21 protein-coding genes and 2 pseudogenes are annotated in these 20,498 nt (G+C 69.5%); 6 read left to right on the top strand and 17 right to left on the bottom strand.

Going from position 1 to position 20,498, the window contains the following annotated elements:
* Positions 1-42 precede the first annotated feature (42 nt).
* From ABIC63_RS14555 to ABIC63_RS14570, 4 genes and pseudogenes are all read right to left on the bottom strand, one after another.
* A complete protein-coding gene (locus tag ABIC63_RS14555; RefSeq protein ID WP_354320277.1) occupies positions 43-1,116 on the bottom strand; it encodes a maleylacetate reductase in 1,074 nt (357 codons plus the stop codon).
* Positions 1,116-1,430 (bottom strand): Dabb family protein, encoded by a 315-nt coding sequence (locus tag ABIC63_RS14560; protein ID WP_354320357.1) that lies wholly within the window; start codon positions 1,428-1,430, stop codon positions 1,116-1,118. Before ABIC63_RS14560 ends, ABIC63_RS14555 begins: the two co-directional genes overlap by 1 nt.
* Positions 1,396-1,563 (bottom strand): annotated as a pseudogene (locus tag ABIC63_RS14565) (transposase); the annotation flags it as partial. The gene ABIC63_RS14560 and the pseudogene ABIC63_RS14565, both read right to left, overlap by 35 nt.
* Positions 1,564-2,073, bottom strand: a pseudogene (locus ABIC63_RS14570) (leucine zipper domain-containing protein); the annotation flags it as partial.
* Between the two features lie 253 nt (positions 2,074-2,326).
* Here ABIC63_RS14570 and ABIC63_RS14575 point away from each other — a divergent pair.
* Positions 2,327-3,073, top strand: a complete 747-nt coding sequence (locus ABIC63_RS14575) for a TetR/AcrR family transcriptional regulator (RefSeq protein ID WP_354320278.1) — start codon at positions 2,327-2,329, stop codon at positions 3,071-3,073.
* A gap of 54 nt (positions 3,074-3,127) precedes the next feature.
* On the opposite strand, the gene ABIC63_RS14580 is transcribed toward ABIC63_RS14575, so the two are convergent.
* From ABIC63_RS14580 to ABIC63_RS14595, 4 genes are all read right to left on the bottom strand, one after another.
* Entirely contained in the window at positions 3,128-3,997 is an 870-nt protein-coding gene (locus tag ABIC63_RS14580; RefSeq protein ID WP_354320279.1) for an SDR family oxidoreductase, read from the bottom strand.
* Positions 3,998-4,067: 70 nt separating this feature from the next.
* Positions 4,068-4,856 carry an enoyl-CoA hydratase/isomerase family protein gene (locus tag ABIC63_RS14585; RefSeq protein ID WP_354320280.1) on the bottom strand — a complete coding sequence of 263 codons (789 nt, stop codon included), beginning with the start codon at positions 4,854-4,856 and terminating at the stop codon, positions 4,068-4,070.
* A 37-nt stretch (positions 4,857-4,893) separates the two neighbouring features.
* Positions 4,894-5,985: an acyl-CoA dehydrogenase family protein gene (locus ABIC63_RS14590; protein ID WP_354320281.1), complete on the bottom strand. Its 1,092-nt coding sequence runs from the start codon at positions 5,983-5,985 to the stop codon at positions 4,894-4,896.
* Positions 5,982-7,121, bottom strand: coding sequence for an acyl-CoA dehydrogenase family protein (locus ABIC63_RS14595; RefSeq protein WP_354320282.1), 1,140 nt, complete (start codon positions 7,119-7,121; stop codon positions 5,982-5,984). The genes ABIC63_RS14590 and ABIC63_RS14595 overlap by 4 nt, the downstream gene beginning before the upstream one ends.
* Before the next feature lie 172 nt (positions 7,122-7,293).
* On the opposite strand from ABIC63_RS14595, the gene ABIC63_RS14600 reads away from it, so the two are divergent.
* Together ABIC63_RS14600 and ABIC63_RS14605 are read left to right on the top strand one after the other, a co-directional pair.
* Positions 7,294-8,283, top strand: coding sequence for a Bug family tripartite tricarboxylate transporter substrate binding protein (locus ABIC63_RS14600; RefSeq protein ID WP_354320283.1), 990 nt, complete (start codon positions 7,294-7,296; stop codon positions 8,281-8,283).
* Between the two features lie 55 nt (positions 8,284-8,338).
* Positions 8,339-9,565, top strand: coding sequence for a CaiB/BaiF CoA transferase family protein (locus ABIC63_RS14605; protein ID WP_354320284.1), 1,227 nt, complete (start codon positions 8,339-8,341; stop codon positions 9,563-9,565).
* 64 nt (positions 9,566-9,629) lie between these two features.
* Here the strand turns inward: ABIC63_RS14605 and ABIC63_RS14610 are convergent, their stop codons facing one another.
* Entirely contained in the window at positions 9,630-9,953 is a 324-nt protein-coding gene (locus tag ABIC63_RS14610) for a DUF305 domain-containing protein (protein WP_354320285.1), read from the bottom strand.
* 423 nt (positions 9,954-10,376) lie between these two features.
* On the opposite strand from ABIC63_RS14610, the gene ABIC63_RS14615 reads away from it, so the two are divergent.
* Positions 10,377-10,568 (top strand): hypothetical protein, encoded by a 192-nt coding sequence (locus ABIC63_RS14615; RefSeq protein WP_354320286.1) that lies wholly within the window; start codon positions 10,377-10,379, stop codon positions 10,566-10,568.
* Positions 10,569-10,577: 9 nt separating this feature from the next.
* On the opposite strand, the gene ABIC63_RS14620 is transcribed toward ABIC63_RS14615, so the two are convergent.
* From ABIC63_RS14620 to ABIC63_RS14645, 6 genes are all read right to left on the bottom strand, one after another.
* Positions 10,578-11,111: a carboxymuconolactone decarboxylase family protein gene (locus ABIC63_RS14620; RefSeq protein WP_354320287.1), complete on the bottom strand. Its 534-nt coding sequence runs from the start codon at positions 11,109-11,111 to the stop codon at positions 10,578-10,580.
* 81 nt (positions 11,112-11,192) lie between these two features.
* On the bottom strand, positions 11,193-12,206 hold the full coding sequence (locus ABIC63_RS14625; RefSeq protein ID WP_354320288.1) for a tripartite tricarboxylate transporter substrate binding protein: 1,014 nt from the start codon (positions 12,204-12,206) through the stop codon (positions 11,193-11,195).
* A gap of 20 nt (positions 12,207-12,226) precedes the next feature.
* On the bottom strand, positions 12,227-12,841 hold the full coding sequence (locus ABIC63_RS14630; protein ID WP_354320289.1) for a carboxymuconolactone decarboxylase family protein: 615 nt from the start codon (positions 12,839-12,841) through the stop codon (positions 12,227-12,229).
* 31 nt (positions 12,842-12,872) lie between these two features.
* On the bottom strand, positions 12,873-13,742 hold the full coding sequence (locus ABIC63_RS14635) for an SDR family NAD(P)-dependent oxidoreductase (protein ID WP_354320290.1): 870 nt from the start codon (positions 13,740-13,742) through the stop codon (positions 12,873-12,875).
* Between the two features lie 141 nt (positions 13,743-13,883).
* A complete protein-coding gene (locus ABIC63_RS14640) occupies positions 13,884-14,942 on the bottom strand; it encodes a LacI family DNA-binding transcriptional regulator (protein WP_354320291.1) in 1,059 nt (352 codons plus the stop codon).
* A 67-nt stretch (positions 14,943-15,009) separates the two neighbouring features.
* A complete protein-coding gene (locus ABIC63_RS14645) occupies positions 15,010-15,798 on the bottom strand; it encodes an IclR family transcriptional regulator (protein ID WP_354320292.1) in 789 nt (262 codons plus the stop codon).
* 134 nt (positions 15,799-15,932) lie between these two features.
* On the opposite strand from ABIC63_RS14645, the gene ABIC63_RS14650 reads away from it, so the two are divergent.
* A complete protein-coding gene (locus ABIC63_RS14650; RefSeq protein WP_354320293.1) occupies positions 15,933-16,925 on the top strand; it encodes a Bug family tripartite tricarboxylate transporter substrate binding protein in 993 nt (330 codons plus the stop codon).
* A 71-nt stretch (positions 16,926-16,996) separates the two neighbouring features.
* Complete coding sequence (locus ABIC63_RS14655; RefSeq protein ID WP_354320294.1) at positions 16,997-18,184, top strand: iron-containing alcohol dehydrogenase; 1,188 nt, start codon at positions 16,997-16,999, stop codon at positions 18,182-18,184.
* A 77-nt stretch (positions 18,185-18,261) separates the two neighbouring features.
* Here ABIC63_RS14655 and ABIC63_RS14660 read toward each other — a convergent pair whose 3' ends face one another.
* Both ABIC63_RS14660 and ABIC63_RS14665 read right to left on the bottom strand, forming a co-directional pair.
* On the bottom strand, positions 18,262-18,699 hold the full coding sequence (locus tag ABIC63_RS14660; protein ID WP_354320295.1) for a YXWGXW repeat-containing protein: 438 nt from the start codon (positions 18,697-18,699) through the stop codon (positions 18,262-18,264).
* A gap of 160 nt (positions 18,700-18,859) precedes the next feature.
* Complete coding sequence (locus ABIC63_RS14665; protein WP_354320296.1) at positions 18,860-20,476, bottom strand: GGDEF domain-containing protein; 1,617 nt, start codon at positions 20,474-20,476, stop codon at positions 18,860-18,862.
* Between the last annotated feature and the right edge of the window lie 22 nt (positions 20,477-20,498).

A 20,498-nucleotide genomic window follows, 5' to 3' on the forward strand; every position in this document is an offset into this window, starting at 1 on the left:
CCGAAAGGCGCTGGAGCACTTGCGTGCGAAAAGAGGAACCGCCTATTCCGGTCGCACGCCTTCGAAGGCGCGCTGCAGCAGTTCGCGAATTTCTCCGCGCTGGGCGCGCCCGATGGGGCGAGGATTCCAATAGGGGTTCGATACGGCGAGTTCTGATGCTGCGTCCAGATCGTCACTGCGCATGCCAATGTCCTTCAATGCGATCGGCGCGCCATTTGACTGCGCAAGATCGAAGAGTCCTGCTGCAGCACTGCCCCCTTTTCGACCCAGCGCTCGGTTGATGCGATCTGCAGCGTGCGGCGCAGCGCTCGCGTTGAACGCTATGACGTGCGGCAGCACAACGGTATGCACTTCGGCATGAGGCAGATTGAAACTGCCTCCCAATGTATGACAAAGCTTGTGGTGCAGAGCCATTCCAACGGCCCCCAATACGGCTCCGCACAGCCAGGCGCCGTACAATGCGTCACTGCGAGCCGCAGCATCGTCGGCGTGCTCACGTACCGTTGGTAGCGCCTCGGCCAGCGCCCGGATGCCCTCTTCGGCCATCAGGCTCATGACCGGATTGCCGTTCTGAGCGTACAAGCCCTCAGCTGCATGTGCGATTGCGTTCATGGCGCTGGTGACCGTCAATGCAACCGGCAGCGTGCGGGTCAATTCCGGGTCGTAGATCACGGCCCGAGGCAGTACGCGCGTACTTTTGCCGGTTCTCTTCAAACCGGCTTCCGTAATGCCGTAGATCGGCGTCATCTCGCTGCCTGCATAGGTCGTGGGGATCGCAAGAATCGCAAGATCCGATTCCAGCGCAATTGCCTTTCCCAGGCACGTCGTAGAGCCGCCGCCGATGGCAATGGCGCAATCCGCGTTCAAGCGGCGTGCGAGATCGCGAGCTTCGCGTGCCGTCTCGATGGGCACATGCATCACGGCCCGCGCATAAATCCCTGCAGCTCGGCCCCCGAGGCGGTCGGCCACAGCCCGCGCCTGGCCGGCTTGCTCCGGTGTTGAAAGGACGAGCGCGCGTTTGGCACCCAGCAAGTCAATCTCCCGCTCCAAATGCGCGAGGCTCCCTGCGCCGAACACCACGCGCGACGGCAGAGCGTTGTAGATAAAACTGTTCATTACGGCGCTTGGCTTTTGTCGGCGGCGGGCACGTGGTAGTCGACCTGATGCCGTGCGATACGTATGTTCTGCAGTTCTGCCTTCACACGCATGTGCTCAGGATGTTCAGCGTAGGCATCGAGTGCAGCTTGGGAATCGACTTCGCTGTAAAGCACGACGTCGCAAGAGTATGAAACACGACTGTGGTCGACGCCGATCTCAATGTGCCTTAGCCCGGGTATCCGGCCGCGAAGACTCTGGAAACTGTGTTGCAGTTGCTCCACATTGCGTTTCTTATCTTCCGGGCACCGTATGTACCAGCCCCGAGTCGGCATCCACACCGATGTGCGCCTTCATGCCGAAGTGCCACTGGTTGCCCTTCTTGCTCTGGTGCATCTCGGGGTCTCGCTTGCCATCCTTGTTCTTAGTTGAACTCGGCGCCGCAATGAGCGTGGCATCCACCACCGTGGCCACGTGGGCGAACTCCCAGCCTGCGCCGTCCACCGAGTCACGCCGGTTGCCCGTGACGCGGTGGCTAGGCCGCACGATGCGCCCGAGCTTCTTGGTGTCGATGTGCAGAAGCTCACCCGGTGCCTCTCGCTCGTAGCGCAGCGGCGCGCGGACGGGCTCGAGCGCCTTCAGGCTGGAAACACCCAGGCGGGCGAGCAGCCGGCACACCGTGGGCACGCTGCGCCCGACGATGCGAGCGATATGGCGCATGGGCATGCGCGAGCGGCGAAGCTGTTCGATGCGCTCGCACAGCCGTGCATCCAGGCAGGAGCGCGTGCGCAGGGGGCGTGAGCTGCGGTTCAGCAGGCCTTGTTCCCCCTGCTGCTCGAAGCGCTGCAGCCACTTGCTTGCGGTGCGTGGGCTGATACCCGCAGCCTCGGCTGCGGGTATCAGCCCCAGGGTGGCAATGCGCTGAACAAGCAACTTGCGTCCTTCGAAGGTCAATCTGGCATTCTTATGGCTGTTCACTCGGCAGGTCCCTCTGGTGACTGAAGCGTGGTAACTCCAGTCTCCCAGCCGCTGTCGGGTGAACAACCTATTGAGACATGACACCGAGCTCTTCATCTTCGAACCGACCTCCAACTCGTTGTTTTTTGGAGTCCGTACCCCCGCCCGTACCCCGATAAATTTGTAACCTTAAAAACGCCCTACCGATCAAGGTCCTGCACGCACTTTTCGATTCCGCCCCAGTCCCCGTGACCTTTGCGCCTTCACGACCGCCATGCCTTCCAAAGCCTCGTCTCCTTCCACTGCGCCGGCGCCGCGCAAGCGTCTGGCCCGCAAGGCTGCCGCCGCATCTGCGCCCGCGGTGGAGGCGGCCATGGACGAGGAATTCCCTGCGGACGAGGGCGGTGACGGCAGTGCCCGGCTGACCCAGGCCGAGCGCCGGGCGCTGGCCGAGCGGCGCATCCTGGACGCCGCGCTGGGGCTGGTCGCGCGCCGCGGCTCGGTGCGCATGACGCTGGCCGAAGTGGGCGAGGCGGCAGGCTACAGCCGCGGGCTGCCGGCGCATCGCTTCGGCAATAAGGGCGGGCTGTTGCAGCGGGTGGTGCTCAACATCGGCGCGCGCTTCGAGGCCCGGCGCCTTGCGCTGCCGCAGCACCGCCCGGGGCTGGATGCGGTGCGCAGTCTGGTCTCCACCTACTTCGTCCGCGACGACACCCGTTGGATCGAGACCCGCGCCCTGCTCGTGATGATGACCGAGGGCTTCATGGAGGACTCGGAGCTCAATCCCTACATCGGCGAGTACATCCGCAGCAGCATCTCGCGGCTGGAGCAGCACATCCGCGACGGCATCGCGCTGGGCGAGATCCGCGCCGACATCGACCCGACCACCGCCGCCACGCTGCTGCTCGGCGCGCTGCGCGGCGTGCTGCACCAGCGGCTGGTGCTGGGCGACCTGCGCCTGGACAAGGTGCGCGATCTGGCGATGCAGATGGTCGATCGCACGCTGGCGGTGAAGGACTAGCCGATTCCGCCATGCGGCGTTTAGCGTGACCCACCCGCCGGCGGCGTGAGGCGCTCAGCCGCCGCGCCCCGCCCGTGCGCGGGCCCAGTCGTCGGGACCCCAGGCCAGCAGGTCTTCGGCGCCGGAAGTGCGCAGGTGCTGGCCGCCGTCGATGGCGATCATCTCGCCGTTGATGTAGGCGGCACTGTCGCTGACCAGGAAGGCGGCCAGCTCGGCCAGCTCCGGCGGCCGACCGACGCGGCCCAGCGGATTGGCCGGGTAGGCAGCGCTTGCCCCCACACCCGGCGCCGCATTGGCAAACGCCCGCCCCGCCGTCGGGTCGAGCGCCTGGCCCGCGCCCGCCGTCGGAAAGGGCCCGGGGGCGATGGCCACGCTGCGAATGCCGTGACGGCCCCATTCCACGGCCAGGCTGCGCGTCATGGCCAGCAGCGCCGACTTGGCCATGGCCGAGGGCACGGTGAAGGCGCGGCCGGTGCGGGTGGAGGTCGAAAGAATGCTCAGCACCACGCCCGGCCGGCCGCTGTCGATCCAGCGTCGGCCCGCCTGCAGCGTGCAGTACAGCGCGCCATGCAGCGTGGGCCCCAGGATGGCGTCGGCCGCGCGAGCGCTCAGGCGTTCGGTCTGTGCGATGAAGGTGGCGGCGGCGTTGTTGACCAGCACGTCCAGCGGGCCTTGCTGCCAGGCGGCATCGAACATGGCGTCGACGGCGGCTGCGTCGCGTACATCGCAGGTCAGGGTCTGCACATGGGCGTCATGGCGCGCCACCAGTCCGTCGCGCGCGGCGGCCAGCACCTCGGCCCGGCGGCCGGACAACACCAGCTGTGCGCCCAGCGCCGCAATGCGTTCGGCCATGGCGAGCCCGAGCCCGGTGCCGCCGCCAGTGATGAGGATGCGCCGTCCGCGCAGCAGTCCGTCTTGAAGCATCGGGTGGTCCTTGGCCCGCGATCCGGGCGTTGTTGCGAAAGAGGAGGCGTGGGCGAGAGGTGTCGCGGGCTCACCGGCCGCTGAACTTCGGCGGCCGGCGCTCGGACATGGCCTGCACGCCTTCGCGGAAGTCCTCGCTGCGGAAGTGCGCGAACTGCATCTCGCTCTCGCGGGCCACGGCTTCGCGCAGTTGCGGCAGCAGGTCGCGCCGGAGCGTCGCGCGGGTGGCCTGCACGGCGATGGGCGCAGACAGCGCGATCTCTTGCGCGAGGGCGAGGGCTGCGCCACGCACGGCCTCGGGTGTGTCGGCCAGATCGTCGACCAGGCCCAGCGCCTGCGCCTGCGTGCCGTCGATACGCCGGCCCGTGTAGAAGAGCAGGGCCGCCTGCTGCGGACCCACCAGCCTCGGCAGCGTGACCGAGAGGCCGAAGCCGGGATGGAAGCCCAGCCGGTTGAAGTTGGCGCTGAAGCGGGCCTGCGGGCAGCTCACGCGAAAGTCCGCCGCCAGCGCCAGGCCCAGCCCGCCACCGATGGCCGGCCCTTGCACGGCCGCGACGATAGGCTTGCTGGTGGCGTAGATGCGCAGCGCTTCGGCGTAGATCGGGTTCAGCGCGCGCGGGCTGGCTGCCGCGGTGGCGTCGGTGTTGCCACCGAAGTTGGCACCGGCGCAGAAGGCCGTGCCTTGCGCCGCCAGCACCACGGTGCGGCAGTCGGCATTGGCTTCCAGGTCCTCGAGCGCATCGGCGATCGCGGTGATCAGCGGCACATCGAAGAAGTTGTGCGGCGGGCGGCGGATCTCGATGACGGCGACATGGCCGTCCATGTCGACGCCCAGTTCGGTGTAGCTGCGTGGGGGCATGAGGGTCTCGTTGCAACAGGGGGAGGGAAGGGCGGGTTCAGCCCGCGGCCGCCGCGGAGAACTGCCGCTGCGTCATCGCCGGCCAGAAGCCGGCCGCGCGGGCGCGGATGGCCGCCGCGCCCAGTCGCTGCGCCCACCAGGCGTCGGCGCCGTACGCCGCGCGCCAGGCCCACAGCCGGCGCGTGGCGAAGTGCAGCGCATGCTCGTGCGTGAAGCCGATGGCGCCCAGCACCTGGTGGGCGGTCGCGGCCACGCGGGTCGCTGCCTCGCCGCAGCGCACCTTGGCGGCGGCCACGCCGAAGCCCACCCGCGCTGCGCGGTCCGCCTCGCCGAGCTGGAAGTCCAGCCCCGCCGCGCGCACCGCCATGCGGGCCGAGGCCACATCGCCCGCGGCCTGCGCCAGCATCTGCTGCAGCGCCTGGTTCTTGCCGATGGGCCGGCCGAACTGCACGCGATCGTTGGCGTACTGGATGGCCTCGGCCAATGCCCATTCCATGGCGCCCACCATCATGGCCGCATGCAGCAGCGCCGCGGTGCTGCGCAGTGGCAGCGCGATGCCGAAGGCCGCGGCCGGCAGCACCGCCCGCACCGCGACGCCGGCCAGGCGCAGCCGGTCGGCGGGCAGGCCGGCCAGATCCAGGCCCGGCTCGCAGGTGAGGCCGGCCGCATCCTTCAGGTCCACCACTGCGATGTCGCCCTGCGGCAGTTGCACCAGCGCCCAGGCGGCATGGCGGCCCCAGGGCACGGCGGGCGCCTCGCCGCTCAGGTGGCGGCCGTCGGCCGTCAGGGCCAGCGTCTGGCCCGGCCCCGCATCGATCAGCGTGCCCGGTCCGGTCAGCGGCGCATGGCCTGCGCAGGCCAGCAGGGCCAAGCCAGCGGCCGTCTCGGCCAGCGGCAGCGGCACGCGGTGGCGACCCAGCTCTTCGAAGATCGGCAGCGCCTGGTCGGGGGTGAGGTCGAAGCCCTGCTCGCCCGCGGCCAGCGCAGCCGCGAAGCCGGCCTCTTCCACCTGCAGCCACAGTGCCTGCGGAAACTCGCCGGCCTCCACCTGCGTGTTGAGTGCGGCCCCGGCCGCATCGGCGAACAGGCGCGCGGCGCTGTCCTGGATCATCTGGTGGTCGTTGTTCATCGGAGGCCCATGCCTTTCGCGAGCATGCCGCGGAGGATTTCGCGCGTGCCGCCGCGCAGGGAGAAGGAGGGCGTGGCCAGCACCAGGTGCCGCTGCACGCGCGCCAGGTCGCTCTCGGGCGGCAAGCGGCCACCGAAGAGTTCGTGCGCCAGGTCGGGCAGGCCCTGCTCCAGCAGCGCGCCCTGGTCCTTGACGGCCGCTGCGGCGAGGGCGGGGTTCTGGCCCGCGGCCAGCATGCCGGCCACGCCCAGCGACATCTGCCGCAGCGTGGCGTACTGCGCCGCCAGGCGACCCAGCACCAGCTGGTGGTGCGGGTTGTCGGCATCGGCGGCGTCCAGCATCTCCAGCATGAGCTGCGTGCTGCTCATGTAGCGCTCGGGGCCCGAGCGCTCGAAGGTGAGCTCGGTCGTGACCTGGTGCCAGCCTTCGCCTTCGGCGCCGATCAGGTGGTGCGCGGGCACGGGCACTTCGTCGAAGGTGACCTCGTTGAACTCGTGCTCGCCCAGCTGGTTGACGATGGGCCGGATGGTCAGGCCGGGACTGCGCATGTCCACCAGGAACTGTGACATGCCCGCATGCCGGTCGGCGCTGGGTGGCGCGGTGCGCACCAGCGCGATCATGTAGTGGGCCTTGTGCGCGGCCGAGGTCCACACCTTGCGGCCGCTGATGCGCCAGCCATCGCCATCGCGCACGGCCCGGGTGCGGATGGAGGCGAGGTCCGAGCCCGAATCGGGCTCGCTCATGCCGATGCAGAAATGGCACTCGCCTTGCACGATGCGCGGCAGCAGCTCGGGCGCCAGCACCTCGGGCGAATAGCGCATCAGCAGCGGGCCGCTCTGGCGGTCGGCCACCCAGTGGGCCGACACGGGGGCGCCAGCGGCCAGCAGTTCTTCCAGCACGACGTAGCGCTCGAGCATCGAGCGCTCGCCACCGCCATAACGGCGTGGCCAGGTCATGCCGATCCAGCCCCGCTGGCCGAGCGCGCGGCTGAACTCGGGGCTGTAGCCCGACCAGTTGCGCGCCCGCTCATGAGGCGGCAGGTCGCCGAGCGTCTGCGCGAGAAAGTCGCGCACCTCGGCGCGCAGCCGCTCGCAATCGGGTGGCAGTTCGGCCGGACGGATGTCCAGGGCTTGCATGGCTTGTCTCCTTCGGAGGTGCGTGCCGGGCAGGAGCGTCCGGGTCAACACCTAAAGCAACTTGCTTGTTGGTCAACAAATATAAGTGCTAGAGTCCGCCCAGGCAAGCGAGGTCCACCCCGGGCCTACCCGGACTTGCGTGAATCCACAGCAACACAGACGGAGACATCCCATGACCCTTGAACGTCGCGCCTTCCTGGCTGCGCTGGGCGCCATCGGCGCCAGCGGAGCGCTGCTGGCCGCCAGCCCGGCCGCCCTGGCCCAGCCGGGCTTTCCCACCAAGCCGCTGCGCATCGTCGTGCCCTTCACCGCAGGCAGCGGTTCGGATTCGGACTCTCGCTTCTACGGCGACCTGCTCGGCAAGAAGCTGGGCCAGCCGGTGATCGTGGAGAACCGGCCCGGCGGCAGCGGTCTGATCGCGGTGCAGTCGGTCAAGTCGGCCCCGGCCGACGGCTACAGCATCCTCCTGGCCAGCAACTCGCCCATGTCGGTCAACCCGGCCGTGATGAAGAACCTGCCCTACGACCCGTTCAAGGACTTCAAGCCGCTGGTGGGCTCGGCCGTCGGCCCGGCCGCCTTCGTGGTGAAAGGCGATTCGCCGGCGCACAGCATCCAGGACGTGGTGGCCGCGGCCAAACGCGAGAGGCGGCCCATCGCGGTGGGCAACTATTCGGCGGGCTATCAGCTGGTGGCCGCGTGGTTGGGCACCGCCTCCGGCGCGCAGATCAACCACATCAACTACAAGGGCGGCTCGCAGATGGTCACGGACGTGATCGGCGGCCAGCTGGAAGTGGCCATCGTCGACCCGTCCGCCTTCGTCGAGATGCAGAAGGAAGGCCGCGTACGCATGCTGGCGGTCACCGGCGCCAAGCGCATGGGCACGCTGCCCGCGGTGCCCACCATGATCGAGAGCGGCTTTGCCGACTTCGAGACCTACGTCTGGAGCTCCTTCTTCGTGCGCAGCGAGACGCCCGCCGACATCACCCAGAAGCTCATCGGCGCGTTGGCCGAGGTGATGGCGCAGCCCGAGGCCGTGGCCTACCGCCAGCAGCGCGGGGCGGACTTCCTGGACCTCAAGGGCGACGACATGCGCAAGTTCCAGCAGCGCGAGTACGAGCGCTTCAAGCGCGTGGCCGAAGCGGCCGGCCTGGTGCAGCAATGACGATGACCCGGCCGGCAGACGCCTTGGGCCCGCCGGCCTTTTTTCCTTCGATTCCATGAAGCCTTCCGAGCAGACCCCTTCCTCCGCCAGCGGCCCGCTGGCCGGCCTCCGCGTCCTCGACCTCACCGCCGTCGTGCTGGGCCCGCTGGCCACCCAGATCCTGGGCGACCAGGGCGCGGACGTGATCAAGGTCGAAAGCCTGGAGGGCGACCTGATGCGGGCCAACGGCGTGTCGCGCCACCGCGGCATGAGCTCGATCTACCTCAGCATCAACCGCAACAAGCGCTCGCTGGCGCTGGACCTCAAGCGCCCCGAGGGCGTGCAGGCCCTGCTGCGGCTGGCGGCCACGGCCGATGTGTTCATCCACAACATGCGCGTGCCGGCCATCGAGCGGCTGGGCCTGGGCTACGAGGCGCTGCGCCGCGTGCGGCCCGACATCGTGTACTGCGTGGCCACCGGCTACCAGGAGGGCGGCGCCTTCGCCGGCAAGCCGGTCTTCGACGACATCGTGCAGTCGGGCTGCGGCCTGGTGGACCTGAACCTGCGCGACGGCGCGCAGCCGCGCTACATGCCCACGCTGGTGGCCGACAAGGCCGCGGGCCTGATGGTGGCGCAGGCCGTGACGGCCGCGCTGCTGCACCGTGCGCGCAGCGGCCAGGGCCAGTATGTGGAGGTGCCGATGTTCGAGGCCATGACCGCCTTCACCCTGGTCGAGCACCAGGGCGGCCATGCCTTCGAGCCGGCCACTGCGGAGCCCGGCTACGCGCGGGTGCTGGGTGGCGGGCGGCGACCCATCGCCGTGCGCGACGGCCATGTGACGGTGCTGCCGTACTCGCCCGCCCATTGGCAGGCACTGTTCGAGCGCACCGGCCACGCGGCCCTGCTGCAGAAGTACGGCCCCATGGACCGCAGCCAGCTCAATGCCCGTGTGCGCGAGCTGTATGCCGACCTGGCTGCCGTGGTGGCCGACATGGACTGCGACGCCTGCCTGGCGCTGTGCGAGGCGCTGGACATCCCGGCCACGCGCATCTATGCGCTCGACGAACTGCACGAGCATCCGCAACTGGTCAGCGTCGGCCTGTTCGAGACCCACGAGCATCCCACCGAAGGCCCCACGGTGCAGGTGCGGCCGCCCGTGCGATTCGGCAGCACGCCGGCCCGCATCGCGCGCCTGGCGCCGGCCCTGGGTGAGCATTCGGCCGAGGTGCTGCGCGAGGCGGGGCTGACGGACGAGGAGATCGCGGCCTTGAATGCTGCCGGTACCGTGAAGCAGGCAGCCTGAGTGACCTTGGGGCAGCTGGACCTGCGACCTGCTCTTCGGGGCCACGCCAGACCCCGGCAGCCGCCTACTGCACTGCTTCCTCCGCCCGCCGCTTCATTCCGGGCGTCAATGCTGTCGTTCGTGACGGCAGGGGTTGTGCGCCGCGGGTGCCGCTGCGTTCGATGTCGGCAATGAGCATCTTCATTTCGGCAATCTCCCGCACCTGGGCCTCGATGATGCCGTCGGCCAGCTTGCGCACCCGCGGGTCCGCGGTTCGGGCACGGCTGCTGGTCAGCACCGCGATGGAGTGATGCGGAATCATGGCGCGCAGGTACGCCAGATCGTTGACGGTGGCCTGGGACCTGACGAGGCCCAGTCCCGCCATGAACAGCACGAAGGCGATGCCCATGCCGCCAGATTCATCCGCCTGTTCGGGTACATGTTCCACATGAACCCCATCATGACGGCGGTCATGAGGCCGCCCATGATCAGTGCCATGAACACTCGGGTCCAACTGAACAGCACATGGTCGAGTTGATAGGTGTTGAGATACATCGCGCCCCAACCCAGGACGGTCGATGTGGCCACCATCGCCCAGAAGCGCCCGTAGCGGCCTTTCTTCATCGAAGGCATCTGGTGCTCGCGGCTCGGACCTTGCTCGGCATCTGGGCGCCCGGGGTTGGGCGGTGTTCGGATATCCATAACGGCCTCCAGCGCAAGTGAGTGGATGCGACATGCGGGGCCAGGGTACGCCGCCCGATCACCGGCCTTCGTAGTCCCGCTCCTCATGCGCCGACGGACGTGGTGCGGAAGAGGCATCTGGGCAAGTGCGATGGTGAAGGGCCCCGTTGCGGCGGTGATGCCGCGCGTCGCCGCAGGACCGCGGCTCGGCCGCTTCCATCATCGAGGCGCTGGCGTGTTGGCCTCGGCGGTGGTGGCGCTGCCGATCTCCTGCACCATCGCCGGAGAGCTGGAGCCCGAGGCCATGGCCGAGGCAAAACGGGAAGACGGCAAGGTCAGCTGAGCGCGGGCTTCAGCCGGCGATCGGCGTCGCGGCGGGCGCCTCGATGTCCACCTCGAAGTTCTCGAGGAAGCGGCTCACCATCATGTAGAAGCCGATCACGAGCGTCAGCTCGGCCACGAGGGCGGGCGAGAGTTGCTGGCACAGGGCGTCGAACATCGCATCGGGTGCCTTGACGTGCGCCACCACCTGGTCGACGTAGTCCAGCACCATGCGCTCGGTGGCGTCGAGCGCGCCCGTGTCGGCGCCGATCTCCAGGGCCGCCACCTTGTCGTCGGCCAGACCCACGTTGCGTGCCACCCGCCGGTGCTGGTGCACTTCGTAGCTCGACCCGCACAGCAGGCCGACGCGCAGGATGGCGATCTCGCGCAGTCGCGAGTCCAGCCGGTTCTCGCGCAGGATGGCGCCGCCCAGTGCCAGGAAGCCTTCGGCGACCTTGCCGGCATGCGGCAGCATGCGGTAGAGGTTGAGCGGCGGGCGCGAGCCGATCAGCTGGCGGTAGTTGTCGGAGGCTTGGTCGAGATCGAAGTAGGGAACGCGGGCCATGGTGTGGTGTGGGGTTGAGCCGCATCGGCGGGCGGGCGGCCGATGCAATGGGCAGTGGGCGATGCGCAGTGGGCAGAGCGCTCAGCGGCTTTCGGCGCTGGTGCTGGCGATGAGTGACTTGTAGAGGGTGACCTCGTCGACCATCATCTTCTGGATCGCGGGCATGTCGTCGAGCATGGGCTCGGAGCCATTCGCCCGCAGGAAGGCCGGGTAGTCGGGGCCGTGGAGCACCCGCTTGACCGCAGCCATCAACTTCTCGGTGATGGGCGCCGGCGTCTCGCTGCGAACCAGGAAGACGTCCCAGCTGTAGTAAGAGAAGTCGGGCACCCCGCTTTCGGCCACCGTGGGCACGTCCGGGTAGTTGGGGTGACGCGTGGTGCCCGTCACCGCCAGGGCGCGGATCTTGCCGGACTTGATCAGCTCCTGCGTGGCCGTGGCATCGCCGTAGCCGATGTCGATGCGGCCGGCCGCCAGGTCGGGCAGCGAGGCGGGATAGCCCTTGTAGGGCACGTTGCGCAGCTTGATGCCGGCCAGGTTGGCCAGCCGCTGCGAGGTGAGGTAGTAGCCGTCGGAGTAGGTGCCGATGGTCAGCGGCTCGGGCTTGACCTTGCCCACCTCGATCATCTGGCGGATGGTGGTGAACCTGGAGTCGGGCGGCACCGTCAGGATGGCCGGCGCGCGCAGCATGCCGCCGACGAGCTTGAAGTCCTTGAAGGGGTCGTAGGGCAGGCTCTTGCCGTAGGCGACCGGAATGGTGATGCCCGACGAGCTGCCCACCAGCAGCGTGTAGCCGTCGGCGGGTGCCAGGCGCACGGCCGAGAAGGCGATGACGCCATTCGCCCCGGGCCGGTTGTCGACCACCACCGGCTGCCCCAGTTCCTTGCCCAGCGCATCGGCGAAGTTGCGGGTGCTGGTGTCCAGCCCGTTGCCCGCCGGGAACATCAGGATGATCTTGAGCGGCCGATCGGGAAAGGTCCCGCCCTGGCCTTGCGCCTGCGCCCGCGCCGGCGCGGCGGCCATCAGGCCGGCGCCCAGCAGCAGGCCCGTGACAGCGCCCAATGCGCGGCGGCGGGGCGTGCGAAGAAGGTGCGTCATCGCGGAATCCTTTCGTGGGTTCAGTGCACAGGGCCCGAGGGCGGGTTGGTGGTGGGGAGCGCGTCGGCGGTCCGCATGGACGCCAACAGCGTGTCGTAGCCGGGCTCGAGCTCGATGTCCATGGACTGCAGGAAGCGCCCCACGCACACGTAGAAGCTCGCCGTGAGCACCAGCTCGACCACGGCGGCATCGTCGAAGCCGCTCTGCTTCAACTGCTGCACCGTGGCGTGCGATGCCGCGGGGCCGCGCGTGACCTCGTCGGCCAGCTGCAGCACCGCGCGTTGCGGGCCGTCGAACAGGGCCGATGCCTGCCAATCGGAAAGCGCATCGATCTGTAGCTGGCTCACGCCGGCCTCGAGCGCCATGGGCACGTGGTGGGCCCATTCGTAGGCAGTGCCGGAGAGCTGCGCACCGCGCAGGATCAGCAGCTCGCGCAAGGGCCGTGGCGTGTGGGCGTTCTGCCGCAGCGGCCAGGCGAAGTCGAGCCAGCCACGGAACATGGCCGGCGCCGTGGCCAGCACGCGGTAGAGGTGCGGCATCGGAAAGTCCGGGCCGCGGGCCTGGCGCACTTCGTCGAAGAGGGCGGCGGCCTGTGGATCGGCCGGGTGTTCGGGGAGGAGGGGGATGCGGGGCATGGGGCTGGATGGCGATGGGGCAGGGGTGAGCTCAGCCGGCCTTGGCCTCGCGCTCGTCGGGCTTCAGGCCCGGCGAGGGCGCCTTGCCGGCGGTGGCCCCGGCATCCACGGGCAGGATCACGCCCGTGACCCAGCGTGCCTCGTCGCTGGCGAGGTAGGCCACGGCCTGGCCCACGTCCCAGCCGGAGCCTTCGGTCTGCAGCAGCGAGCGCATGCGCCGTTCCTCGCGCACCTCGGGCGTCATGCGCCCCGCGACCATGGGCGTGTAGACCATGCCCGGTGCCACGCAGTTGACGCGGATGCCTTCCGTGCCGTGGTGCGCGGCCATGGCCCGCGTCATGTTGACCACGGCCCCCTTGGAGGTCGGATAGAGCAGGGCGGGCGTGCCGCCCATCAGCCCCGCCACCGACGCGATGTTGACGATGGCGCCGCGGCCCAGTTTGCGCATCTCGGGGATGGCGTAGCGCGCCATCAGCATCATCGAGGTCACGTTGATGCGCAGCGCACGGTCCCACTCTTCCAGGTCCAGGTCAACCGCGCTGCCGCCGGGGCCGCCGATGCCGACGTTGTTGATCAGGATGTCGACGCGGCCCCAGGCTTCCACCGCCGCGGCGACGGCCTGGCGGCAGGCCTCGGCCTGGGACACGTCGCATGCCAACGTGATCGCCTGCCCGCCCTCGGCCGCGATGGTGCGCTCGGTCTCGCGGGCGGCATCGGGCTGCAGGTCGAGCAGCAGCACGCGGGCGCCGCGGCGCGCCAGCAGGATGGCGGCCGCGCGGCCGTTGCCCACGTCGGCGGTGCGCGAGCCGGCGCCGGTCACGATGGCGACGCGGCCATCCAGGCGGCTGCTCGCGGGTTGGGAATGGTCGGCGGCGCCGAAGGGGGTCGGAGTGGTGTTCACGCGGGGCCTCGGGGCCGATGGCCCATGGAGTGATGACCCCAGCGTAGGTCTGCGCGCAACCGCACAAGAAGAGCGTTTTCCCCAGGGTGAAACGTTTCACCGTGAGGTGTATTGAGTACCGCGGCCCGAATGCCGGTGGACTCAGGTGCGCGGGGTGCGTGCGCGGCGAAGAGGCAGCGTGGGAGCGGGCCCGGTCGACTCGCGCGCCACGAAGCGGGCGGGCGCCATGGCCTCGCGCGGTTGCGCGGGCGGGTCACCGCGCATGCGTTTCAGCAACATGTTCACGCCGGCCTCGGCCGCGATCTCGTGGTCGATGGCGATGCTGCTGATCGAAGGCCGGTGATGGCGGGCAAAGTCCGGGTCGCCCAGGCTCACGATGGAGACGTCGCGCGGCACCTGCAGGCCCAGCGCTTCGGCCGCGTTGAGCGCATCGGCCAGCACGCTGGTGCCGGGGGTGATCAGCGCCGTCGGCCGGTCGGCGGGGCGCAGGAGGCGCAGCACTTCGTCATAGGCCGGGCTGGTCGATGAGCCCAGGCGCACGACCCGCTCAGGGCGAAGCGCCAGACCGGCGGCTTCGAGCCCGGCCTTGAAGCCTTCGAGGCGCCGACGCATGGGCCGGTTGGGCACATCGGCGATGAGCAAGGCTACGTCGCGGTGCTGCAGTGCGGCCAGGTGCTGCACGGCGTCGTGCAGGCCGCGCAGATGGTCGAACAGCACGCGGTCGTGCGCCACGTCCATGTCGCGGTCGAGGATGACCACCGGCAGGCCGAGCTTTTCCATCGTCTCCAGCAGGGCCGGATCACGCTCGTTGCCCGGCGCGACGATGGCGCCGTCCATGCGGCGGCTCTGGAACATCGACAGGATCTCGCGCTCACGCTGCAGGTCGTTCAGGCTGTTGGCCAGCAGCACCATGTAGCCGGCCTTGTGTAGCTTGGTCTCGAAGGTCTGATAGAGCCGCGCATAGAGCGGATTGGCCACGTCGGTGAACATGCAGCCCACGGTGCGCGAACTGCGCGAGCGCAAGGCCTGCGCCGTCTGGTCCGGCGAATAGTCCAGCTCGCGCATGGCGCGCTCCACCCGCGCACGCACTTCGTCGCCGACGTTGCCGGCCTTGTTGATGACCCGCGACACGCTGCCCAGCGACACGCCCGCGAACGCCGCCACGTCCTTGATGCTGGCGCGTTTGGCGTGGTGTTTCATGAGCAGGTGAGGGACGCTGGAGCGGGCGGATTCTAGGGGTCGGCTCTGGGGTCGACGGCCGCTGCCATCAGCGCGCTTCGCTGTCGGCGGCCAGGGCCAGTTCGGTCAGCTCGAACAGCAGCGGCACCAGCTTGCGCTCGATCTTCGGCGCACCCATCTGCGTCGACGAGCCCGCGCAATTGAAGCTGAGGATGCCGTGCGCCGGCAGGTGCACCGCCCGCGCCACGCCCACCACGTCGGCCACCCATGAGGCCTGGCACCAGCCATGCATCTGGTGGCGCTGTACGCCCGCTTCGATCTGCGCGCGCAAGGCGGCGCGGTCGCCCGTGTGGCGCGCGAGCAGGTGGGTGATCTGCGTGGCCCGTGCTTGCGCCGGCATGCAGGCCAGCGCGGCCGTGCCGAGGGCGGTGTAGGTCATGGGAATGCGCACGCCCGGCGCAATGTGCATCAGCGTTTCGCGCCGCGCGCGGCGGAAGGTGTCGACGTAGACCATGTCGTCGCCGTCGGGGGCGGCCAGGCTCACGCTCACGTTGTGGCGTTCGGCGGCCTCTTCCATGCGGGCCAGCACCTGCTGCCGCACGGATGCCATCGCCTGGAAGGTCGCAAAGCCCAGGCTGATGCAGGCTGCCGTGGGCGCGTAGCCGCCCGCGCCCGGCAACTGCCGCAGCAGGCCTGCCTCGACCAGCGCCCCGGTCATGCGGCTGACCGTCGACGGCGCCAGGCCGCTCAGCTCCGCCAGGGCGCCGTTGGTCAGGACGGGAAAGCCGGGCCGGAAGGCCTTGAGCAATGCCAGGCCGCGGCGCAGGGTCTGGTTGGTGGCGGTGTCGGTGCGGTCGACGGGCTTGCGAGGTCGCAAAGAGCAGCTCCTGGGTGCGGGGTGCCAGCGGGAGTTTTCCATTCTATGGAAATGACTGCCGCGGGCCCGGTTGAGAAAGACGGGGCTGCCGCCCATGATCGACAGCGGTCGGCAACAACAACGGAGACATCGTCATGCCCCAGCATTCCTTCACGCGCCGCCGGTGGCTTGCATTGCTTGGCAGTGCCGGCCTCGCGGCCACCCAGGCGACGGGCGCCCTCGCGGCGACGGAGCCCTTCCCCTCGCGTCCGCTCAAGCTGGTGGTGCCCTTTCCGCCGGGCAGCGGCACGGACATCGCGGCGCGGCACTTTGCGCGGCTGCTCGGGGAGATGTCGGGCCAGCCCGCCATCGTCGAGAACAAGCCGGGCGGCAATGGCTTCATCGCCGTGCAGATGGTGCTGAATGCGCCGGCCGATGGGCACACGGTGCTGCTCGGCAGCAACTCGACCCTGGCGACCAATGCCGCGGCCTTTCGCAAGCTGCCCTACGACCCGCTGGTCGACCTCGCGCCGATCTCGTTGCTGGTGGGCGCGCCCGTGATGCTGGTGGTGCCGCCGACGTCGCGCTACCGCACCGTGGCCGATCTGGTGGCCGATGCCAGGCAGCGGCCCGGCGCGCTCAACTACGGCTCGGGCTCGATCTCGTACACGCTGTATGCGGAGTGGATGGACCAGCTTGCCGGCATCAAGGCCACGCCCATCAACTACAAGGGCTCGGGAGACGCCGGTGCCGCCGTCATGGCGGGCAATGTGGACTTCGCCATCGTCGACGCGAGCAGCACGGTCGAGCTGGTCAAGTCGGGCCGCCTGCGCGGGCTGATGCTCGCGGCGCCCCAGCGCTCGCCCCTGATGCCCGACGTGCCCAGCGCGCCCGAGGCCGGCCTGGCTGCCTTCGATGCCTTCACCTGGGTGGGCGCGGCCGTGGCCGCCAGGACGCCACCCGAGGCGACGCGGCGGCTCGCCGAACTGTTCACCCAGGCCGGGCGCAGCGACGAGACCCGCAAGTTCTACGAAGGCCAGCTGGTGAACATGCGGCTTTCCACGCCCGAGGACATGCGCCGCTACCAGGTCGAGGAGATCGCGCGCTGGAAGTCGCTGGTCAAGCTCACCGGCCTGGAACTGCAATAGGCCGGCCGTCATGCACATATCCCCTTAATGCCATCACGGCGGCCCATTGCGCCGCAAGGAGTCCAAGCGACATGAATGACGAGCTGTACCGCGGCATCTACACCCTGCCCAAGATCGAGCGTGTGGTCTTTGGCCAGCCGGCGGCCGAGGTGGTCGCGGCAGAGGCCGAGCGCCTGGGCGCCAAGCGCGTCTTCGTGCTGACCGCCGCGCTGTTGGCCGAACAGACGGACGTGCCCGCGCGCCTGGCCGTCGCACTGGGCGCGCGCCATGCGGCCACCTGGAGCGGCATCGCCGCCCATACCCCGCGCGACGACGTCATCGCCGCGGTGGAGGCCGCCCGGCGCGCCGACGCCGATCTTCTGGTGGCGCTGGGTGGCGGCTCCGTCATCGATGCGGCCAAGGTGGTGGCGACCTGCCTGGTCAACGACGTCGGCACGGTGGACGACATGGACGCCTTGCGCAAGTCGCCCTCGCAGTCGATGACCGCGGCAGGTGCTGGGGTGCGTGCGCCGCAGTTGCCGCTGCTGGCGGTGCCCACCACACTCGCCGGCGCAGAGTTCACGGCCTATGCCGGCGTCACGCATCCGCGGACGCGCCTGAAGGAGGTGTTCACCCATCCGCAGCAAGTGCCGCGCGTCGTCGTGCTCGATCCAGCGGTGACGCTGCCCACGCCGCAGGCGCTGTGGCTGTCGACCGGCGTGCGTGCGCTCGACCATGCGGTGGAGGACATCTGCTCCATCGACGCGCAGCCCTATTCGCAGGGCACGGCGCTGCAGGCCATCCGCCTGCTGACCCGCGCGTTGCCGGCCACCCATCGCGACGCGGGCAATCTGCGCGCGCGGCTCGATGCGCAGGTGGCGGGCTGGCTCTCCACCGTGGGCTCTCAGGCCGGCGTCAACAAGGGCGCGAGCCATGGCATCGGCCACGCCCTGGGCGGCACGGGCGGCGTGCCGCACGGACTCACGTCCTGCATCCTCATGCCGCACGTGATGCGCTTCAACGAGCCGGTGGTGCGCGAGCAGCACGCGATGATCAGTGAAGCCATGGGCCAGCCCAGCGTGCCCGCGTGGCAGGTGGTGGCGGGCCTGATCGAGGGGCTGGGGCTGCCGCTCACGCTGCGCGCGGTGGGCCTGGACGACGACGAGCGGATCGAAGCCGTGGCCCAGGCGGCGATGCACGACCCGTGGATCCGGACCAATCCCCGGCCCATCGAGGGCGTGGCGACGGTGCGGAGGTTGCTGGAGGCGGCGCGTGCCTGAGGCTGCGCCACCGGTGCCGATCGTCTGCCGACGCTACGCAGGTCCGGTGTTGCGGCCGGCGCAAAAACCTGTCGCCATCAGCGGTACCAGGTGCCGCGCACCCAGGCCCACCCGCCGGCCTCCGGCCGCCAGACCCAATGGCCCGGCACCCACACATGCTGCGGTGAGGGCGGCACGCCGATCTGTTCGATGATGACCGGCGGCATGGGTGGCACCGGCTGGCGCACCCACTGGCCGTGCTGCCAGAGCCAGTCGTTGCCGGCCCAGCGCCAGTGGCCCGGCACCCAGTTGAAGCCCGGGCCGGGCGGATTGCCCCGGTCCTCATGCACGGGCGCGGGCATGGCGCGCACGACCACATGCGGTGCGGGTGGCGGCGGTGGTGGCCGAACGATCACGGGCCGCTCTTCGACGACGGGAGTGACGCAGGCGCTGAGGCCTGCTGCCACGGCGATCAGTGCAAGGCTGCCTGCAAGGGCGCGGCGCGCGGCCTGGGGGAATCGGTCGGTGAACGTCATGGCGGGGCTGTGTTTCTTCTTCGAGTCACCTTTGGAGGAGGAAGGAACAGCATCGTCAGGGTGGGCTTGCACGGGCCTGACCGAGCGGGCCCATGAGGCCGGCACTTTGTATCGATCTCCATCCGTGTAACCGTTGCACGGATGGCCCCGCCGCGCGGTGCTAGGTACCGGAGCGCGGCTTGACCCTGTACATCGACGTGTCGCTGCGGTGAAGAAGGGACGCAGTGGTGTCCCCATTCATGGCCTCGGCCAGACCGATGCTCACTGCCACGCGCAGCCCCGCAGCGATCGACTCCCAGTCGAAGGACGTGATGGCGAACCGAACGCGCTCGCACACCTGCGCCGCCCTGCCCGCCGTGGCGTTGGCGAACACGATGACGAACTCGTCGCCCGCCCAGCGCGCCGGCAGGTCGCGGTCGCGCAACTGCGACGACATGATGCCGGCCACCGTCTTCAGGACACGGTCGCCCACCTCGTGGGTGAAGCGGTCGTTGATCGACTTGAACTGGTCGATGTCGAGCAGCGCCACGGCCAGGGGCTGCCCGGCGGATGCATGCAGGCGCAGCGCTTCGTCCAGGACCTGCTCCAGATGTCGCCGATTGGCGATGCCCGTCAGTGCATCCTCCAGCGACCAGCGCTCGAACTGCCTGGACGCCACCAGCGCCTGCTGCAGGTGACGCTCGCTCTGCCTCGCACCAAGGCGCCAGGACACCAGCGCCTCCCGATGGCTCAGGCTGTCCGCGACGACCCGTTGTTCGCGTTGCCGAAGGATTCGGTTCTCGCGCAACGCATCTTCATGGCGGCCCTGCAGTTCGAAGACCTGGATCAGCAGCAGATGGGCACGACACGCCAGCTGTTCGTGCTCGACGCTCAGGGCGAGATCGCGCATCCTTTCCAGTTCGCGCTGCGTGGCTGCCCAGTCCTGCCGTGCCCAGGCCATCTCGGCGGCGCACCAACGCACGAAGGCATCGAGCCAGGTGACCGTCGTGCCCAGCGCACGCCGGGCGGCCTCGAACTCGGCCTGGGCCGGACCCATGTCGCCCTGCCATGTGGCAAGCAGCGCGCACGAGGCCGGGGAAATCACGGCGCGGAAGGCCTGCAGCCCCGGCAGCAGCGCAAAGCCGATGCCGGCGCGCTCCAGCTCCCGGCACTCCGCCACCAGGCTTGCCAGACGCGCCAGGCTGCGCATCGTGCCGGTGTGGAAGCGCTCATCGATCAGGCGAGACGCCTCGACCCACACCTGATTGATGCGCGGCTGAAAGACGCTGACCGCCGGTTCGCAGCGTCGAGCCGTCTCGACGGCAAGCTCCAGCGCCGCATCGCCGCGCTTGTGGTCGCCGCCCCAGGAGTAGGCCAGCCCCAGGCAGTTCAACGCGAGCACCGCGGGCGGCTGCGGTTGCTTGGTCTTGCACAGCTGCACGCTCAGCAAGGCGGCCTCGACCGCCTCGTCGTTGCGACCGAGCAGCATGCAGACATGCGCGAGCGTGGTCAGCGCATTGGCCTCGCCCTGGGCGTCGCCCAGCTGTTCGAAGAGCTGCGCCGCCCTGCGGCTGGTGCCGCTCGCGCGGCGCAGGCGCGAATGGATGCGGTCGCAATGCGCGAGGCAGGCCAGTGCGCGGGCCTCGAGCCGGAGGTTGTCGCCATTGGCCGCGGAGAGCGCGGCGGCGGCCAGGTCGTAGGCCTCATGGACTTGGCCCTGGTCGAGGGCGGCGTACGCCGCCGCCAGGGCGCCGTCCGGAGTGTCGTCGGAGTCGCCGAGGATGATGTGGCGGGTCACGGTACGCGGCCTTGTTGACGTG

This window comes from Pseudacidovorax sp. 1753 (genome assembly GCF_040544975.1).
In the GTDB taxonomy this organism is placed as follows: domain Bacteria; phylum Pseudomonadota; class Gammaproteobacteria; order Burkholderiales; family Burkholderiaceae_C; genus Xenophilus.

What these genes read in the sequence shown, in the direction of transcription:
- ABIC63_RS14630 (WP_354320289.1), bottom strand. Translation starts at nt 12,841, where the DNA reads ATGCCCCGCATCCCCCTCCTCCCCGAACACCCGGCCGATCCACAGGCC.
- ABIC63_RS14595 (WP_354320282.1), bottom strand. Translation starts at nt 7,121, where the DNA reads ATGCAAGCCCTGGACATCCGTCCGGCCGAACTGCCACCCGATTGCGAG.
- ABIC63_RS14600 (WP_354320283.1), top strand. Translation starts at nt 7,294, where the DNA reads ATGACCCTTGAACGTCGCGCCTTCCTGGCTGCGCTGGGCGCCATCGGC.
- ABIC63_RS14620 (WP_354320287.1), bottom strand. Translation starts at nt 11,111, where the DNA reads ATGGCCCGCGTTCCCTACTTCGATCTCGACCAAGCCTCCGACAACTAC.
- ABIC63_RS14660 (WP_354320295.1), bottom strand. Translation starts at nt 18,699, where the DNA reads ATGACGTTCACCGACCGATTCCCCCAGGCCGCGCGCCGCGCCCTTGCA.
- ABIC63_RS14580 (WP_354320279.1), bottom strand. Translation starts at nt 3,997, where the DNA reads ATGCTTCAAGACGGACTGCTGCGCGGACGGCGCATCCTCATCACTGGC.
- ABIC63_RS14610 (WP_354320285.1), bottom strand. Translation starts at nt 9,953, where the DNA reads ATGGGCATCGCCTTCGTGCTGTTCATGGCGGGACTGGGCCTCGTCAGG.
- ABIC63_RS14640 (WP_354320291.1), bottom strand. Translation starts at nt 14,942, where the DNA reads ATGAAACACCACGCCAAACGCGCCAGCATCAAGGACGTGGCGGCGTTC.
- ABIC63_RS14585 (WP_354320280.1), bottom strand. Translation starts at nt 4,856, where the DNA reads ATGCCCCCACGCAGCTACACCGAACTGGGCGTCGACATGGACGGCCAT.
- ABIC63_RS14575 (WP_354320278.1), top strand. Translation starts at nt 2,327, where the DNA reads ATGCCTTCCAAAGCCTCGTCTCCTTCCACTGCGCCGGCGCCGCGCAAG.
- ABIC63_RS14555 (WP_354320277.1), bottom strand. Translation starts at nt 1,116, where the DNA reads ATGAACAGTTTTATCTACAACGCTCTGCCGTCGCGCGTGGTGTTCGGC.
- ABIC63_RS14625 (WP_354320288.1), bottom strand. Translation starts at nt 12,206, where the DNA reads ATGACGCACCTTCTTCGCACGCCCCGCCGCCGCGCATTGGGCGCTGTC.
- ABIC63_RS14655 (WP_354320294.1), top strand. Translation starts at nt 16,997, where the DNA reads ATGAATGACGAGCTGTACCGCGGCATCTACACCCTGCCCAAGATCGAG.
- ABIC63_RS14615 (WP_354320286.1), top strand. Translation starts at nt 10,377, where the DNA reads ATGGTGAAGGGCCCCGTTGCGGCGGTGATGCCGCGCGTCGCCGCAGGA.
- ABIC63_RS14590 (WP_354320281.1), bottom strand. Translation starts at nt 5,985, where the DNA reads ATGAACAACGACCACCAGATGATCCAGGACAGCGCCGCGCGCCTGTTC.
- ABIC63_RS14560 (WP_354320357.1), bottom strand. Translation starts at nt 1,430, where the DNA reads ATGCCGACTCGGGGCTGGTACATACGGTGCCCGGAAGATAAGAAACGC.
- ABIC63_RS14650 (WP_354320293.1), top strand. Translation starts at nt 15,933, where the DNA reads ATGCCCCAGCATTCCTTCACGCGCCGCCGGTGGCTTGCATTGCTTGGC.
- ABIC63_RS14605 (WP_354320284.1), top strand. Translation starts at nt 8,339, where the DNA reads ATGAAGCCTTCCGAGCAGACCCCTTCCTCCGCCAGCGGCCCGCTGGCC.